This is a genomic window from Streptomyces huiliensis (genome assembly GCF_020037025.1).
GTDB lineage: Bacteria > Actinomycetota > Actinomycetes > Streptomycetales > Streptomycetaceae > Streptomyces > Streptomyces huiliensis.
Window position 1 is genome coordinate 1 of the sequence record NZ_JAIQLH010000053.1, and the last position, 16544, is coordinate 16544.

13 protein-coding genes and 1 pseudogene are annotated in these 16544 nt (G+C 69.2%); 8 read left to right on the forward strand and 6 right to left on the reverse strand.

The genetic code is table 11. From position 1 onward, the window contains the following. Window positions 1-61: 61 nt before the first annotated feature. From JNW98_RS11185 to istB, 3 genes and pseudogenes are all read left to right on the forward strand, one after another. The gene (locus tag JNW98_RS11185) at window positions 62-409 is read left to right on the forward strand and encodes a hypothetical protein (protein WP_223767997.1); all 348 of its coding nucleotides are present in this window, start codon (window positions 62-64) and stop codon (window positions 407-409) included. A gap of 742 nt (window positions 410-1151) precedes the next feature. Beyond that, window positions 1152-2782, forward strand: a pseudogene (gene istA, locus JNW98_RS11190) (IS21 family transposase). Further along, window positions 2779-3576 carry an IS21-like element helper ATPase IstB gene (gene istB, locus JNW98_RS11195; RefSeq protein WP_223767998.1) on the forward strand — a complete coding sequence of 266 codons (798 nt, stop codon included), beginning with the start codon at window positions 2779-2781 and terminating at the stop codon, window positions 3574-3576. The pseudogene istA and the gene istB overlap by 4 nt, the downstream one beginning before the upstream one ends. Window positions 3577-3655: 79 nt before the next feature. On the opposite strand, the gene JNW98_RS11200 is transcribed toward istB, so the two are convergent. Continuing rightward, entirely contained in the window at window positions 3656-4207 is a 552-nt protein-coding gene (locus JNW98_RS11200; protein ID WP_223767999.1) for an SMI1/KNR4 family protein, read from the reverse strand. Window positions 4208-4479: 272 nt separating this feature from the next. On the opposite strand from JNW98_RS11200, the gene JNW98_RS11205 reads away from it, so the two are divergent. Together JNW98_RS11205 and JNW98_RS11210 are read left to right on the forward strand one after the other, a co-directional pair. Continuing rightward, window positions 4480-4998: a hypothetical protein gene (locus JNW98_RS11205; RefSeq protein WP_223768000.1), complete on the forward strand. Its 519-nt coding sequence runs from the start codon at window positions 4480-4482 to the stop codon at window positions 4996-4998. 247 nt (window positions 4999-5245) lie between these two features. After that, window positions 5246-7075, forward strand: a complete 1830-nt coding sequence (locus tag JNW98_RS11210) for a PilN family protein (protein WP_223768001.1) — start codon at window positions 5246-5248, stop codon at window positions 7073-7075. A 205-nt stretch (window positions 7076-7280) separates the two neighbouring features. Here the strand turns inward: JNW98_RS11210 and JNW98_RS11215 are convergent, their stop codons facing one another. The 5 genes from JNW98_RS11215 to JNW98_RS11235 form a co-directional block, all read right to left on the reverse strand. Beyond that, the gene (locus tag JNW98_RS11215; protein WP_223768002.1) at window positions 7281-8141 is read right to left on the reverse strand and encodes a nucleotidyltransferase domain-containing protein; all 861 of its coding nucleotides are present in this window, start codon (window positions 8139-8141) and stop codon (window positions 7281-7283) included. Window positions 8142-8190: 49 nt separating this feature from the next. After that, the gene (locus tag JNW98_RS11220; protein WP_223768003.1) at window positions 8191-8565 is read right to left on the reverse strand and encodes a hypothetical protein; all 375 of its coding nucleotides are present in this window, start codon (window positions 8563-8565) and stop codon (window positions 8191-8193) included. A 176-nt stretch (window positions 8566-8741) separates the two neighbouring features. Then, window positions 8742-10124 (reverse strand): helix-turn-helix domain-containing protein, encoded by a 1383-nt coding sequence (locus JNW98_RS11225; RefSeq protein ID WP_223768004.1) that lies wholly within the window; start codon window positions 10122-10124, stop codon window positions 8742-8744. Window positions 10125-10536: 412 nt separating this feature from the next. Further along, window positions 10537-11664 (reverse strand): hypothetical protein, encoded by a 1128-nt coding sequence (locus tag JNW98_RS11230; RefSeq protein WP_223768005.1) that lies wholly within the window; start codon window positions 11662-11664, stop codon window positions 10537-10539. 222 nt (window positions 11665-11886) lie between these two features. Continuing rightward, window positions 11887-13056: a helix-turn-helix domain-containing protein gene (locus tag JNW98_RS11235; protein WP_223768006.1), complete on the reverse strand. Its 1170-nt coding sequence runs from the start codon at window positions 13054-13056 to the stop codon at window positions 11887-11889. Window positions 13057-13258: 202 nt separating this feature from the next. Between JNW98_RS11235 and JNW98_RS11240 the strand changes: the two genes are divergently transcribed. Genes JNW98_RS11240 through JNW98_RS11250 form a run of 3 tightly spaced genes read left to right on the forward strand, consistent with a single transcriptional unit; the run spans window position 13259 to window position 15917 of the window. Next, entirely contained in the window at window positions 13259-14260 is a 1002-nt protein-coding gene (locus JNW98_RS11240) for a Gfo/Idh/MocA family protein (protein ID WP_223768007.1), read from the forward strand. After that, on the forward strand, window positions 14257-15462 hold the full coding sequence (locus tag JNW98_RS11245; protein ID WP_223768008.1) for a DegT/DnrJ/EryC1/StrS family aminotransferase: 1206 nt from the start codon (window positions 14257-14259) through the stop codon (window positions 15460-15462). The genes JNW98_RS11240 and JNW98_RS11245 overlap by 4 nt, the downstream gene beginning before the upstream one ends. Beyond that, window positions 15459-15917: an NUDIX hydrolase gene (locus JNW98_RS11250; protein WP_223768009.1), complete on the forward strand. Its 459-nt coding sequence runs from the start codon at window positions 15459-15461 to the stop codon at window positions 15915-15917. The genes JNW98_RS11245 and JNW98_RS11250 overlap by 4 nt, the downstream gene beginning before the upstream one ends. Window positions 15918-16544: the final 627 nt, after the last annotated feature.

Consider the following 16544-nt stretch of genomic DNA (forward strand, 5'->3'; position numbering starts at 1 on the left):
AGTTACGGGACAGCTCTTAGGAACGGATCCCCAGCCGCTTCGGTGAGAAGGAGATACGTCCGTGGCTGAGACCTGGAACGGCGAGCTTCTGGCAGACGCGAAGCCCACCAGCCAGGACATCCATTACCGGATCCACGACGCGGACGCCGGTCAGCTGCTGGGGGTCGGCACCGGCCCCGGCGGATCGCTGGGAACTCTGGTGGCACACTGCCGGCGCGTGGAAGACGCCTACCCAAAGCGCCACCTGGTAGTCCGGACCTATGGCGACCCGGCTGGGCCGGGGTTCGGCCGCCCTGCCGGACCACGAGCTATTGCTGTCTTCGTCGGCATGTTCAATGCCGTGCAGCAGAGGGGTCCCCTTCGTGTTCGTGGGGTCTTTTTGTCTGGTGCTGCTGTGGGGTTGGGGTGAAGTCGTAGCGTGCGGTTGTCTGCGGCAGGTAGAGGGCTGTGAAGGCGCGTAGAGATTTGTCCGTGGGCCGACTGGGGCATTGTGCTGCCGTGATGTGGGGGCAGTGTGTCAAGCCGAGGGGGAGATATGAGTGGCGGTCCTGTGGTCAGGTGCCGGTGTGGCCATCTGTGGACGGTTCATCTGGAAGGCCGTTGCGACAGCGAGGAGGGTCATGGCCTGTGTGACTGCCGGGGCTTCTATCCCGGTGACTGGCGGCCCAACAGGAGTGATATCTGCCGTGGGTGCGGGCATGGCGCGTCGCAGCATTCCGGGACGCGTTGTGAGGCCGTCGTCGGTCATGACACGGTGACCGAACGGCACGTCGGTCTTGAAGGTGACACGTGGACCACCGAGCATCCCGTAAAAGTCAGTTGTTCTTGCCAGAGTTTTTGGTGAGTGCGAGGCTCGCCCGGTCTGCGGGGGGCGAGCGCCTGGGACGCCTTCGTGCGCGCACCGTTTTGCCGGTGTTGTCGGCGCGGGCTTTGGTGTACGGGGTCGGTCTGTGGGTCTCCGCTCCTGGCGGTCGAAGGCGCGTGGGGGTCTCGCTGTTGGCTTTATTCACGGGTTGTGAAGTCAGTTGTTCACGGGTTTGGGAGGCGCTTAGATCCACGGTCGGGTGATGTTCACGAGTTTTGAAGTCACCGGGGTGCTTGCCAGGGCAGCATCGGGATGCTCCTGGTGAAAGGGCCTGGTCATGCCGCAGATGTCGAAGGTCGAGCTGTACGCGGCGATCCGCCGGGACCACCGGGGCGGCATGAAGATCCGGGAGATCGAGCGCAAGTACAACGTGTCGTGGCGGACGGTTCGCAAAGCTGTCGACTCGGTCTGGCCCGAGCCGAGGAAGCAGCTGCCGCCGCGGCCGACTGCCCTGGATCCGTACAAGTCGGTGATCGACGGGATGCTTCTGGCGGATCTGGACGCACCGCGGAAGCAGCGGCACACGATCACGCGGATCTTCCACCGCCTGGTCGAGGAACACGCCGCGGACGTCTCCTACCAGATGGTCCGGCGCTACGTCTCCGACCGGAAACCGCAGATCCTCGTAGAGTCGGGGAAGGCGCCGGTCGAAGCGTTCGTGCCGCAGACCCACCAGCCCGGCACGGAGGCCGAGGTCGACTTCGGCGACGTGACCATCCGGCTCGCCGGCGAGCTTGTGACCTGCCATTTGTTCTCCTTCCGCCTGTCCTACTCGGGCAAGGCCGTCCATCGCGTCTTCGCGTCCTGCGGCCAGGAGGCGTTCTTCGAAGGGCACGTGCACGCGCTTCGGACGCTGGGCGGGGTGCCGCGGAGCAAGGTCCGCTACGACAATCTAAAGGCCGCCGTCGCCCGGGTGCTGGGGTTGAGCCGGGCGAGGGTGGAGGCCGATCGGTGGATCGCGTTCCGGTCGCACTTCGGGATCGAGAGCTTCTACTGCCGCCCTGGCATCGAGGGCGCCCACGAGAAGGGCGGAGTGGAAGGGCAGATCGGCTACTTCCGCCGCAACCACTTCACCCCAGTGCCCGAGGTCGACTCGCTGGCCGAGCTGAACGAGCTCGTCGAGCAGTGGGACCTGCGTGACGGGCGTCGCCGGATCGGTTCGCGGCCGCGGACGATCGACGAGTACTTCCAGGTCGAGCGTCCGCTGCTGATGCCGCTACCCGAGGAGCCGTTCGAGACGGGCAGGCTCTTCACTCCGCGGGTCGACCGCTACAGCCAGATCGCGGTCCGCACGAACCGGTACTCGGTGCCGGTCCGGCTGATCGGCAAGCGGGTCAGGGTCGTGCTTCACGCGTCTCACCTGGTGGTTTACGACCGGAACGTGGAAGTGGCCCGGCACGAGCGTTTGATCGCGAAGGGTGGCTGCCACCTGGATCTGGACCACTACCTGGAGGCCCTGATCCGCAAGCCGGGAGCCTTCCCCGGCGCGACGGCGCTTGAACAGGCTCGCTCGGCCGGCAAGTTCACCCCGATCCACGACGCCTGGTGGGCCGCGGCGGTCAAGGCCCACGGAGACACCGCCGGCACCAGAGCCCTGATCGAAGTGTTGCTGCTGGGCCGCCACGTCTCGCACGAGCACCTGGTCGCCGGCCTCGCGATGGCTTTGCGGGCCGGGGCTCTGACGCCGGACGCGGTCGCGCTGGAGGCCCGCAAGGTCGCCCAGACCGAGGAGGAACCCGCCGGGCATCCTTCGCCGGCGGACGCAGGCGGCGCGGCCACCGTGACGTTTCTGCACGAGTGGCGGCTCGCGCATCTTCCCCCGGACACCAGCCCCTGCCCCCGGTGACCCACTACGACCAACTGCTCCGACGCCGTCGCGCCAGCGGCGGTGAACACCGCGAGGGAGAAGCACAGTGACCCTGCCCCGCCAGCGAGGACTGACCGAGCAGGCCGCCACCACGGCCATCGACACCGCCTGCCGCCTGCTGCGGCTCCCCTCGATCAGAAACGAGTTCGCCGACATCGCCGACCGGGCGCTGAAAGACCAGATGACCTACCGCGGCTTCCTCGCCGAGCTGCTGATGGCCGAGTGCGACGACCGGTCCCGGCGCCGTTCGGAACGTCGGATCAAAGCGGCTGGCTTCCCCCGGGACAAGTCCCTGCGGACCTTCGACTTCGACGCGAACCCCAACATCGACGCCGCCACCATTCACACGCTCGCCAGCTGCGAATGGATCAAGAAGAGCCAGCCGCTCTGCCTGATCGGCGACTCCGGGACCGGCAAATCTCACATGCTGATCGCGCTCGGCACCGAGGCCGCGATGGCCGGCTACCGGGTCAAGTACGTGCTGGCCACGAAGCTGGTCAACGAGCTCGTCGAGGCCGCCGACGAGAAGCAGCTGAGTAAGACGATCGCCCGCTACGGCCGCGTCGACCTGCTCTGCATCGACGAGCTCGGCTACATGGAACTCGACCGTCGCGGCGCCGAACTCCTCTTCCAGGTCCTGACCGAACGCGAGGAGAAGAACAGCGTCGCCATCGCCTCCAACGAGTCCTTCGGCGGCTGGACCAAGACGTTCACCGACCCCCGCCTCTGCGCGGCCATCGTCGACCGCCTCACTTTCAACGGCACCATCATCGAGACCGGCACCGACTCCTACCGCCTCGCCAGCACCCGCGCTCGCGCCGAAGAGACGGCCAAGGCCGGCTGACCGCTGCGGGCACCTGCTCGACGGATCTCCGCCCTCCGGGCGGAGATCCGTCACCGCTGAGGTCACTTTCGCCGAACGGCTACAACCGCGCGGAAGCTTCGGGCCAGAGGGCCATGTCAAAGCCTTCGTCCACGACACCCTCCTCATACCACCCGCGGCCGCCCAGCCAGGTCTCAAGCCACTCTGCGAGGCTCCCCGCATCCACGAACCACGCCCCGGACAGGTCCTGCCCGCTGATCGCGTTCGGCTCGAAGAGGAGAACGGTTCCCTCCTCACTGCGGCAGTCGACACACGCGAACATGGCACAACCCCAGTCCAGCACCGGTATGACGCCCTTGGGCCACGACCACCAGGTGTCCGCATCCGCGGGCGGGATCCGCGCCAGATAACCGTCGACCATGCCCTCCTCGCCGTCCAGATCCGGGCCACATGTCAGAGGCAGTAGCGAATCCATGGGGCCGAACCCGCCGTTACCCACTTCCAGGTACAGCGCGGCAAGAAGCGGGTGCAGACGGAACCCGAGCCTCCTCTCGGCCTCGTCCAAAGCCTCCGCTGAGACCGGGGGCTGCAGCCCATGGCCCTCGGCCGCCTTGGCCGCGACTCGTTCAACCAACTGCTCGAAGTTGTTCACGGCGACATGCTCGCCTACGGCTCCGACAGACTCGCCGCCAGGCCGACCGGTGGACTTCACGCAATCCGGTCAGAGCCAGTTTCAATGATCCTCTTCCCCGCCGGGTGACGTCATATCTGGTGAACATCCACCGCACTCAAGATCACCAACTGCTGCCCAAAGTACTGACCAATCGCTGCTACTTCACGTGAACGAAGCCACTGCCCTTCGCCGAGTTCCTCGGACTGGGCCACACGCTCAATCCCACCGACCGCACCCGCCGCCCGGCCGACATGACCGAACCCGTCACCCACATCATGCACAAGGCCCGCACCCAGCTCGTCCTCGTCAACGGCCTCGACCGCCTCGCCGACAACGAGATCCACAGCGCCTTCGACTACTTCGAAACACTCCAGGACCGCACCCGCGCCACCTTCGTCTACTGCGGCACCGGCGCCGCCGACATCGTCCACGAAGCCCGCTACGGACGGCGCCGCAAGAACCTCCCCAAAGCCGTCAAGGGCACCGTGCGTCCCGATACCCAGCCCGTCCTGTGGGCCGGCGCCATCGACTACGGCGACGACTGGCACTCCGTCGTCAAGGGCTTCGACGACGACCTGCGCCTGTACGACCACACTCCCGGCACCATCGTGAAAATGTCCCGCTACCTCCATAAACGCACCGGCGGCTATATCAATACCCTCAGCGACCTCATCTGCACCGCCGCACAAGACGCCATCGAAACCGGCACTGAAACCATCACCCGCCCCCTCCTCGACACCATCCACACCGGACGAGGCGACACCTGGTAACGGCGCCGGCCACCCTCGGCACCAAACCGCCGGCGCCGGTAGCGGCCCTTCACGCCCTCCGGACAAAGGCCAGGCGTGCCGCTTCGGCACCGATGCAGCCGGGCGGATCCGACGCGTCTTGTGCACGTCATGCGCCGCCGCTGTCACGTCACACCCTCTTCGTCCCCATGGGCGTCACTTCACCCCGAAGCCCTCGTTGCACAGGAACGGACGTAACAGGCGCACCGCAACAAACGGGAGTATCGGCGTGGGGCCGCTGATCAGCATCACGAAGCTACGGTTTCTGCTCCGGGACGGCATCTGGCGCGAGCGGCGCCTGTCCGCACCGGTGTGCGCCGTAACCGGGCCGATCGGTTCCGGCACCTCCACCGCACTGGAATGCCTCTTCTACGTACTCGGTCTGGGCAAAGGCGACGTAGCCGAGATGCCGCCCATGACCGCCTGCAAGGAACTGCAGCTGCTGTGCACCATCAGCGGCGTGCCCTGGGTCATCACCCGCGCCCCGGCCTCAGGGAACGTCGTCTTCCGCGAGGCCCACGGCGAGGGCATCGTCAAACCGTTCCCCCTCACCAGCAGGAACGGCACGCCCTGCGCGGGCGACTTCGTACTCGAACTCCTCGGCATCCCCCACGCCCAGCGCAGCGGTGCCCGCCTCGGTCTGCCTGAGCTCATGCGCGCGATGTACCTGCAGGAAGGCACCATCTCCACACACTTGTTCGGCGGTCTGAGCACCGAGGAACGCAAGCTGGTGTTCGATGTGCTGCTCGGACTGCGCGATGAGGAACTCACACGTCTTGAGGACGCGTACACGCAAGCCGACCGCGCCCACGCCGCGCCGTCACGGCTGCTGAGCCAGCTCACCAAGCGCCGCGCCGAGCGCGGCCTGGACCATCCCGACCTCGTCCTTGCCGAACAAAGCCGCAAACAGGATGAGTTGGAAACCGCCCGCAGGACGGCCCAGGACCACCAGGAGCAGCTCAGTGACATCGCCGCACAGCGCGGCCGCCTCGAGCTGGCCGTGGGGCAGGCCCGCCAGCAGGAGAAGACCGCACGCAAGGCCGCCGAGAAGGCCCAGGAGGAGGCCGAGCAGGCAGCCACCGATCGCCGAGGCACGCGGCTTCCTGCGTGGCCTCAAACGCCGCGCCGCCCGGCGCACCCACTGCAGCGAGTGCCGGCAGGAACTTCCCGCCCGGCCCGCCGGACACTGCTGTCAGTGCGGGCAGCCCACCGCCGACAGCGAAGGCAGCACGCGCCAAAACGAGTGGGACGAGGCGCAGGCCCGCATCGACATGGCGGCCCTGACGGCCGACCAGCGGCGCGAGCGCCATACCCACGCGGTCCAGCTGGCCCGGCAGGCGAGGAGAAGACCCAGCAGGCGCAAGCCGACCTGGCCCGGCACGAACGTGACCTGTGGAAGCCGCACCAGCAGCGCACCCTCGACGCCGAGAGCCGGGTCAACTACCTCGCCGGCGAGATCGCCCAACTTCAGGAGCGGCTCAAGGAGATCCAGCTTCTGATCGATCTCACCGCCCAGATGGAACCGCTCAAACAAGCACGTGCCGAGGCCCGAGAAGCACTCGACGCCGCCCGGCGCGAACGCGACACCCGCCGCAAGGACCGCATCCTTTTGTGGTCGAAGCACCTGCTGAAACACGCACGCGCCGTTCTGCCCGACATCGACCAGGCGCATATCGACCCCGACAACTACACCACCGTGATCGGGCACAAGAGCTTCGACATCTGCAGCGTCGCCGGCGGCGAGCGCATCCTGCACAACGTGTGCGCCCTGCTCGCGCTCCAGGACGTCGCACGCGAGGTACCCGACACCCTCATCCCGTCACTGCTCATCATCGACTGCCCCGGATACGGAAGCGACACCAACGACCTCGACCGCGACACCGCCACCCGCCTGATCACCCAAATCCTCGGCCAGGCCCACGACGACCACACCCAGGTCCTGCTCGCCGCCCAATCGCTGCCCGCACAAAACTCTGCCCCTGGCGTACGCCGCATCCCCCTGACCCACGACACCCGCTTCTTCGACGACGCGCCCCACAGCACAGACCACGCCGCCTGACCGGCGGCCCCGCGACGACCCTGGCCTGCCCCCCCGGGCCGGGCCCGGCAGCGCCGAACGCACCGTGTCAACGGCAGGAAGTCAAGCCCCCGTCAGGGTGCGCAACCGGCAAGCTCACGACCGCCAAGAACGAAAACGACCAGAACCACGGGCGCGCAGGCAGGCCGCGCTCCGGCCTGCGGCAGGGGCGGGACTCGCGCGCCGGTCACCAGCGGGGAAGGGCTGTTCGGTCCTGGGCGGTGATGTGGAGCGTGTGCAGTGCCTGGGTGCGGGTCGGGCGGACGACTTCGAACCAGTCGGTGCCCTGCTGCAGATGGCGGGCGATGCCTCGGTAGTAACGCCAGCCGAATCCGACACCGATCTGCCACACCGTGTCGCTGTAGCGGCTGCCGATGACGGGATCGCCGTGGAGGTAGACGGAGTCCATGGGCCGGGCGCCAGCTTCGAGGTGGGCCAGGACGGCCGCCGCGGCGCGGCGCAGCGGGCTGGTATCGCTCCAGCGGGCGAGCGCCTTGAGGGCTACGGGATGGCTGGGGTGGGCGTCGGCCAGCTCAAGGTGCCGGACGGTGGCGGCCTGGCGGTCGACCAGGTCGGCGAGGTCGATGCGGACCGGGCGCGGGACCCAGCGGTCGATGCCGTCGAATGCCTCAATCATGTGGTCGCGCGGGGCGCGGCCCGCTGCGGGGTCGGCGGTGAGGGCCGCAAGGCGGGTGCGGGCGGCGGACACGGGTTCGCCCCGGGCCCACAGCAAGGTCAGTTCGAAGCCGTCCGCTTCGAGGGTGCTGCGTTCGCGGAAGTGGATCTGCAGGCCCCGGCTGTTGCCCTTGAGGGCACGCTTCATCGACGCGGAGGGGTCGCGGCCGTAGGACAGGGCATGGACGAATTCGGAGGTGAGACGGGTATCCGTGCGGTGCTCGACGACCAGGTCGACGTCTGAGGGGGTCAGTGCGCCGCGTGCGTAGGATCCGAAGACGAGGATCTCGTCGATGAGGTCCACAGGCCAGTTCCCCTCCTCCAGGCGGTCGAGCATGTCGTTGAGAAGCTTGGTGGCGCGCTCGCGTTTCACGCAGAAACCTCCGCTGGCTGCCTTTGGCCGCCGGTGCCGTGGATGTGCTTCAGCTGGATTGCCGCGGGGCGGCGGGGGCCCGGGAGACGATCGTGCTGAGAGGCCCGGTGTAGGTGGTGCCCAGCTCGGTCACGGTGCCAGGGAAGGGGCCCGGGCCGTGGCGCAGGGCGCTGACGTAGTTCTCAGGCAGGAGCACACGGTCGCCGACTTCGAGCGTGCCCGGCCCCTTCCAGCGGTAGCCGTAGCCGTCGACGGTGACGACCTGATCACCGTCGATCTGGAAGCGGCGGCTCTTGGCATCGAGTTCATCGCGCAGGGTTCGTATCTGCCGTTCCAGGCGTTCGATCTGTGCAGTCGCTGCGCGCTGGCTCCAGTCTCTTTCCTGTGCCCAGCCAGTCTCCAGGCCCTTCTGGTAGGCCTCCACGAGGGCTCTTTCGTGGTCGGTGGTGTGCAGTTTGCAGGCGAAGCCCGGACCGGAGAACTGCGCGCGGCAGGGAGCACCGGACTTGGTGGGGCGCCCACAGGGCCGCTGTCGTACCTCTTCGAACACCGGACTCCTCCACAGATGAAACGGGGACAGGATACGGGCGCGGAGGCGCCCTACAGCGTGGTCGGCAACGCGGTCACCGGCTCGGAGAAGGCCTGCGGGATGCAGGCAGGAACGGGGTGGCCCCCCTGGGTACAGGCAACAGTGAGGAGTTGGAGATAGCTGAGAGAGACCGGGCGCCCGGGGAGCTTGCCCGCCGCCTGTTCGAAGCGCTGAAGCGTATGGGGCTTGATATCCAGATGGCCGGCGGCGTCGTGGAGGTCGAGTCCGGCGGCTTCACGGGCCTCCCGCAGGAGGTCGGCACTGTCGTGCCAGACCTGCGGCGCCGTGGCCATGCTGTCCCGTGCAACGGCCGTACGGGCTGTAGTGAGAACAGCCTTCACCCGGTCGGCACGGGCCCCGAGCAGGAACCGGGCGAGACGGGCGGCACCGGCCTTGCGGTCGGCGCCTTCGTCCCAGGGCCGGGAAGCCTCTTCGTACACGCGATCCCGGGCCTTGGCGCAGTCCTCGCGATCGCCGGAGCCGGTGCCGTAGGCGCGGTGCCGGTCGCTGGTGCACGGCAGGGCGCTGTCCTTCGCCAAGGTCATGTCGCGGTCCCACACGTCCTCGGACTCGATATCGGCCATGACGCCTCGGACGTGCTGGCGCTCTTGCGGAGAAAGCACATCGGCGAGGGCTTCGGCGGCGGCCTGGGCCTCGGAACGGCCGGCGGGCTCAAAGCCGCCGCCCCAGGCGTGGAAGGCCTGTTCCCCCTCTGCCTTACGGAAGGCCACGTCCATGGCTTCGAACGTGTGGGGGCTCCAGGCGTGCATCATCAGGAGGATCTCCCGCACGGCTTCCTGCGAGGCAGCAGGCGCCGTCCCGTCTGCGGCCCGCCGGCCGCGCCGCGATCCGGTGCGGGCCAGCCACTGGGTGAACTCCTGCGGACGCCGGGGGTCGGAAGGATCCGCTTCCTTGAACCACCGTACCGCCCGCACCACGCAGGCGTGCGCGTGCTGGATAGCGGCGTACCAGCCGAACAGCGCCTGCCGGTAGTCATCCGTGTGCCGGTCCTCCGAGAATGTGCCGGTCTCGGCACGGCAGTGCTGGGGGCACTGGGCCGCGTCAACCCGGTACAAGGCGGCCCGCGTCTCGGGAAACATCAGCAACGCCGCATCCAGGTGCTCACGCTTGGGGCCCCGGTCGCGGCGCCGTTCCAGATCCTGTTCCAAGAAGGCGCCGAAGCGTGGCTCGTGGCGCCAGTGGGCGGCTTCCCGGCGAACCCCCAGGTCCTGCTGCCAGGCACCGGTCGCGATAACCTCCCGCAGGGCCGACGCCACACCACCGCGCAGCGCCCCGCCCAGCTCGACCAGCACCGGCAGACACAGCGGGTCATCCCCCACCGCCGACATCACCAGATCCACATCATCGCGCCGGTGACCAAAACGCTGAAACACAAGTACCCCCTCAACACAACAGCCCCTGCTGACAGCGCAGACGCCCTCACCATCCTGCCCGAGCGCTACGACAGCCGGCCCGTTCTTCCCGGCAAACGAAACCGCCAAAGCCCCCCTCACCCACGACTCTCAGAACCTGCAGCACCCCGGGCCGACCACATGATCAATTACGCCCAGACTGCAATCCCTCTGAGGCGACACACCCCACCGCAGCCGTGGTAGCAGCGAACGGTCCCTCACTCACCACCATGCCGCCCCCTCCTCGCACCGCCACGCCACACCCGAACGCGCCGATCATAGAGCCCGGTCCGTCAGGCAGACCCTCGTATGCTCATCGGCCAAGACGGCCGTACCGGCGGTCTCGCCCATGCCGACGGCACCGTCCGCCCCGTGCAGGACGCCGTCCGCGGCCTCAGGTGGAGGCCCTGCTGGCGGCCAGGTAACGGGCCGCGTACACACGGGCTGCAGCACGAGCATGGGGAGCGTGCAGGACAGCTGTGTGGGAGGCAAAGAAGTCGGGACGCTCGGCCGTGGTCAACACCAGGCCGTCGCCTTGAAGGCGGTGCTCCGTCATGCCGGAGAAGACCCCGTCGGGGACGGGAACACGGGCCCAGGGGTTGTGCAGGACGTGGAAGCCCTCACTGAAAGTCTCGTGCTCCTCAGGGCTGTAGTCACTTACGACGTAGACGCGTTCGACTGGGCGGTCCGCGTTCGGATCAGGATCCGGCAGAGTGCCGTAACGCAGCAGGGCGACATCGTCGGGACCGTAGCCCCGTTCGGTGCCCATCCGGTGGAACTTCGCGACGGTGGCGCTGTTGGAGAAGACCACCGCCGACAGGTGCGCGGCCTCGGGCCGGGCAAACAAACCGCTGGGGATGACGGTGTCGCCATGCCGGTGCTCCGTGATCTCCTCACTGGTCAGTACAAGAACACCGTGCCCGTCACGAGCGGCCACGTCACGGCGCCCGTACAGGTAACTGGCCAACGGTCCGACGGTATGGAACAGAGCGCTGAGATGGTGGAAGGACTCCAGAGCGATCACAAACGGCCGCCCTTCGACATGAGGTTGCTGCCAGTAGGAGCGTCCCTGGGCATCCCTCTTCTCGAGCTTGCGCCGCAACGCCTTGGCGCACTGCAGCACGAACTCGGCCTCGGCATCCTCCAGATCCTCGGGAACAGGAGGGTGGGGATCCTGGGGCGTCAGCTCGAGACCGGCGGCGAATGCCGACTGGGCGGGATTGCTGGTAGTGGCCTCGACAGCCACGGGGTGAAGCCCTCCGATGAGGAAGTCGGGCGCACCACCGGTACGCTCCAGGACGTGCCCCTGTTCCTGGAACGCGGCGAACAGAGCCAGTTCCAGGACCCGAGGAGAAAAACCACCCGTCTGGAACTCACGGACGAAGCTGCGATCGGCACCGTGGAAGGCCGCGAAAGTCTCGTCCATCAACCGCCGAGTGGCCTGATGGACGTGCTCATCACGCACAACGCGGAAGCGCGGGTCCATGACCTCGTCAGACACCTTGCGGACACGTTCGAACAAACTGTGGGGCATAACCGCCTCTCTACACCAGCCCCGACCACAGTCATCTCACGGCCTCCTCAAAGGAAACGCAGGCACGTCTCACCCATTGCAGCACCACAGCTCACAGCCCTGCACCACACCCCACCACCCACTCCTCAGCAAGACACACCAAGTCAGATCACCTTCTCAACCGCTGCAGCACCGCAGCTCAACGCCTCAGAAGTCAGCCCCAACCTGCAATCAAACTGAGACAACACACCCGGGCGCCACTGCCTTGGCCGCGGCGAGTGCGGCGGAGGGGTCGCCAGCGGAGTTCTCGGCGGAGATCAGATGGAGCTGGACGGTGGTGGGGCTGAACCCTCCGCCGTGGTCCCGCAGCACGGCGGCCGATCCGAGTTCCCGGGCGATGGCGGCGGCCTCACCGGTCAGCTCCCGCATGCCGGCCGCGTCGCCGGTCTTCGCGGCGGTGTAGGCGGCGGACTGGATCAGCAGGCCCCGCTGGGCCGCCAGTGCCGGCTCACTGCCGCGCAGGGCGGGGTGGTCGGCGGCGGTCAGGGCGATGAACAGTGCCTGCTCGTGCCAGTCGGCCTTGCGGGCGAGGACCGCGAGCTGCCGCGCGGCCTCCGCGACCAGCAGCGGTTCGCCGGTGGCTTCGGCGGTCTGGCGGGCGCGGTCGGCGGCCATCCAGCCGAGCTGCTGCTCGTCCAGCTTGATCAGCATGCGCGTGGCCAGCAGATAGCTGTGGGCCAGCAGCCCGTCCTCCTCGCCGCCCTGGCCGCCGGCCCGAGCGTGGGTCGCGCAGATCAGCCGGGGCAGCCGTACGGCCAGGCTCCCGTATGCGCAGGCGTGGAAGTCGGTGAAGGCGCGGACCAGGTCGGTGCGCAGGACCGCCGTCGGCGGTACGGCGGTGGCGGTGTGCAGGCCGAGCATGGCGTCCCGCACGCGCGCCACCAGGACCTCGCCGCCGGCGGCGTCCTCGTCGGGTGTCTTGCCGGTGGGCAGGATGGGGGCGCCGATGGCCGCGGCGGCCGTGACCGCGAGGTTGGCGAGTAACTTCCTGCGCCGCACCGGGTCCTCCCCGTCTTCTCGACGAGCCGTCCCCGCCACCCTAGGACGTGGCAGCCGCGGGTAGGCCGCAGTTGGCCCGATCGAGCGCCCATGGCGGACCTCGGGCGGGACGGTCAGGCCCAGGACCTGCGGCGGGATGCCGAGCGCGTCGGCGAAGCGTCGCAGCACGGTGACGTCGGTCAGCGGCGAGACGCCACGCTCGTACCGCGAGACCTGGGCCGCGGAGTAGTCGGCCAGCTCCCCGAGCCGGGCCAGGGTCAGGCCCTGCTTCTTGCGCGCCTGCCGGACCAACTCCCCGGGGCTACCGGCCACCGGATCCGGCTGTGCTCTGACCGCGTCCATACCCGTCCCCCGCTCGCCGGGAGTGCGCCGCCGCACACCGTACTCGCACGCGCCGGGCCCGGGCAGGGCTTTGCACGAGATGCAAACGGCTTTGCGGCCCACGCCAACGCCCCTGCCGCCACCGCTCTGGTCGCGGTGTCCTCGGAGGGCGGGCGGCCCGGACGGCGGGCCGCCGCCGCGCATCCGAAAGGGGATGTGAGCGATGAACGTACCCAAGAGGGCCGCGATGGTGGGGCTCGGCAGGCAGGCCACCAGCGACCACCTGCCCGGCCTCGCCCAGTGCCACCTTGCCGAGCTGGTCGGGATCTGCGACGTCGACGCCAGCCGGGTCGCCGCGGCGGCCGACGCGCACCAGGTGCCCGGCTTCACCACCGTCGAACATCTACTGGAGGCGGTGCGTGCGGACTTCGTCATCGCCGCGGTGCCGCACCACGCCGGCCGGAAGGTCGTCGCCGCGTGCGCCGAGGCGGGGGTGCACGTGCTCAAGGAGAAGCCGTTCGCCACGGCCCCCCACGAGGCCGCTGAGCTGGCCGCGCTGTGCGACGAGGTGGGGATCGAGCTGATGGTCACCGTCCAGCGCCGCTTCCACCCCGTCTACAACGCCGCCCTCCAGCTGCTGGAACGGATCGGCACCCCCTACCTGGTCGAGGGCCGGTACACCTTCCACTGCCCGGACCCGGCCGCCGGCTGGCGCGGCCGCGCCGAGCTCGCCGGCGGTGGATGCCTGGCGGACATGGGCTACCACCTCATCGACCTGCTGATCTGGTACCTCGGCCTGCCCGACCGTGTTCTGGCGGATACCTCGACCGCCGCCGTACCGGGCGCCGGGTACGACGCGGAGGACACCGCCTTGGTACACCTCGCCTACGACCACGGACTGTACGGCTCGCTGCTGGTCTCCCGCTCCGCCGGCCCGAAGAGCGAGCGCCTGGCCTTCACCGGCCCGCACGGCACCCTCGCCGTCGAGCGCGGCACCGCCCGCCTCCTCGCCCCCGGCGGGCAGACGGTCGAGTCGCTGCTGCGTGAGCCGGCCTGGCCCTGCCCGCCCGCCGCTCTGATCGACCGCTTCTGCCGCGTGCTGGACGGCACCGCCCCCAACCCCTCCGGCCCGGCCGCGCACCTGCCGCACACCGCGTTCCTGGCCGCCGCCTACGCCTCCGCCACCACCAACCGCCCCGCCGACCCCAAGGAGTTCCTGGCATGAACGACTCCCCGCTCGCCCTGCTCGGCGGCCGGCCCGTCGTGACGGCACCGGGCCCGCACTTCGCGTGGCCGCCGATCGAGGACGCCGACCGGCTGGAGACGGCCGTCTCGATCCCGGACCGCTCCGGCATCGTCGCGGAGCTGGAGGGCGCGCTCGCCTCCTACCTTGGAGTCCGGCACGTCGTCACGACGTGCACGGGGACGGCGGCGCTGCACTCGATGTACGAGGTCATCGTCCCGGCCCTGACCTTCCACGCCACCGCCACTCCGCTCTTCCACCTCGGCGCCCACCCCGTTCTCGCCGACGTCGACGACCGCGGCCGGCTCGACCTGGAGGACGCCACCCGGCGCATCACCGACCGGACGAAGGCCGTCGTCGCGGTGCACCTGTGGGGGCTGCCCGAGGACATGGACGCGCTGGTGTCCTTCGCCGACGAGCACGAGCTGATGCTGCTGGAGGACGGCTCCCACGCCCACGGCACCACCTGGAACCACCGGATGACCGGCACCTTCGGCACCGCGTCCGCGTTCAGCCTCAACGGCCCCAAGCCGCTCTCGGCCGGCGAGGGCGGCTTCGTCGCCACCGACGACACCGAGCTGTACTACCGCGTGCTCCTGCACGGCCAGTACAACAAGCGGTGCCGCCGCGAAATCCCCGACAGCCACCCGCTCGCCCGCTTCGCCGTCACGGGCATGGGCCTGAAGCTGCGCATCCACCCCCTCGCCGCCGCGCTCGCCCGCACTCAGCTCACTCGTCTGGAGGACTGCCTCACCGGTCGCCGGGCGGTGGCGGCCCGGATGTGCACGGCTCTGGACGGCGTCCCCGGCATCCGTGTCCCCGACCTGCCGACCGCGGCACGGCCGTCGTGGTACGCGCTGCCGCTGCACTACGAGCCGGCCGAACTCGGCGGCCTGCCGATCGAACGGTTCCTTGACGCCCTCCACGCCGAAGGCGCCACCGAAGCCGACGTCCCCGGCTCCACCTGCCCGCTGCACATCCATCCGTTGTTCCGCACCCCCGGCGCCCTGCTGCCCGGCTACGCTGACCGCCGCGGCCAGCCCGCCGACGGCTTCCCGGCGGCGGACTACGTGCACGCCACGACGCTGAAACTGCCGGTGTGGCGCGAGGGCGAAGTCCGCCTCGCCGACGCCTACACCACCGCCATCACCAAAGTCGCCACCCACGCGAAGGACCTGACGTGACCCCCTCCACCGTCACCCCCGACCTTCTGGACGACCTCGCACACACCGCCGCACGGGACGGCATCGAGAAGAGCGTCGTCGGCGCCGTCATCACCGACCCCGACGAGAAGGTGCTGCTGCTGCACCGGCCGGCCGACGACTACCTCGGCGGCCTGTGGGAGCTGCCCTCCGGCGGCGTCGGGCCCGGCGAGAGCCTGATCGAGGCCCTGCGGCGCGAGGTTGCCGAGGAGACCGGCCTGACGGTCACAGCCGTCGGCGGCTACCTGGGGCACTTTGACTACCGCTCCGGCTCCGGCCGCCGCACCCGGCAGTTCAACTTCACCACCGCCGTCACCGGGCAGACGGTCAAGCTCACCGAGCACGACGCACACCTGTGGGCCGGTGACGGCCAGCAGGGGAAGGTCTCCAGCGCCGTCCAGACCGTTCTCGACACCTGGCGCGACCAGGCAGTCTGACCGGCTCTCGAGCCCGACCGGACTCCGGCCGCCTCTCCCGAAGGAGGCGGCCGGGGCCCGCGGCCGTACGGGGCCGGCGCCATGCCCGGGGCGTACGCTGAAGCCATGGCCGGTCGAGTCCGCCGGTGCCGGTGGTGCCGGGAACCGATCCGGGCGGCAGCCCGTCCGGACGCCCTCTACTGCGGCCCGGCCTGTGCCGCCCGGGCACGACGCGACCGCCGCCGCTGGGGCGAGGGAGCCGCGATCGGGCTGCACATGATCCTCAACGGCCCGGACTCGATCGCCATACGCTGCCCCGTGTGCGGCCGCCGCTTCCTGCCGGGTCGCGGCGAGCTGCGGTTTTCTTGGACCAAGATCTACTCGTGGCGGCTTTTGCCGTCACCTTGGCTTACCCCGCTTCGCGCGCTTCACGTCCCGTCCCAAGGCGGTTCCTCCTCGCCAATCAGCCCTGGCCGACCAACGAACACCGCCACGCCGAGGGTGCGAGCCCACCACCCACACAGCCCAGACCCCAGCAAACCGCCCGTAAGACATCCGGCTGCATCTGCGCGAAGGCGAGGGACTGCTCGCCGCCCTCGTCTCCGGGACGGCCCCTGACCGGTAGGCCGGCTCGCAGAACGGCGTCGG

Bases quoted from the DNA above. Each gene is read 5' to 3' on its own strand.
- JNW98_RS11240 (WP_223768007.1), top strand. From the start codon at position 13,259: ATGAACGTACCCAAGAGGGCCGCGATGGTGGGGCTCGGCAGGCAGGCC.
- JNW98_RS11245 (WP_223768008.1), top strand. From the start codon at position 14,257: ATGAACGACTCCCCGCTCGCCCTGCTCGGCGGCCGGCCCGTCGTGACG.
- JNW98_RS11235 (WP_223768006.1), bottom strand. From the start codon at position 13,056: ATGGACGCGGTCAGAGCACAGCCGGATCCGGTGGCCGGTAGCCCCGGG.
- JNW98_RS11205 (WP_223768000.1), top strand. From the start codon at position 4,480: ATGACCGAACCCGTCACCCACATCATGCACAAGGCCCGCACCCAGCTC.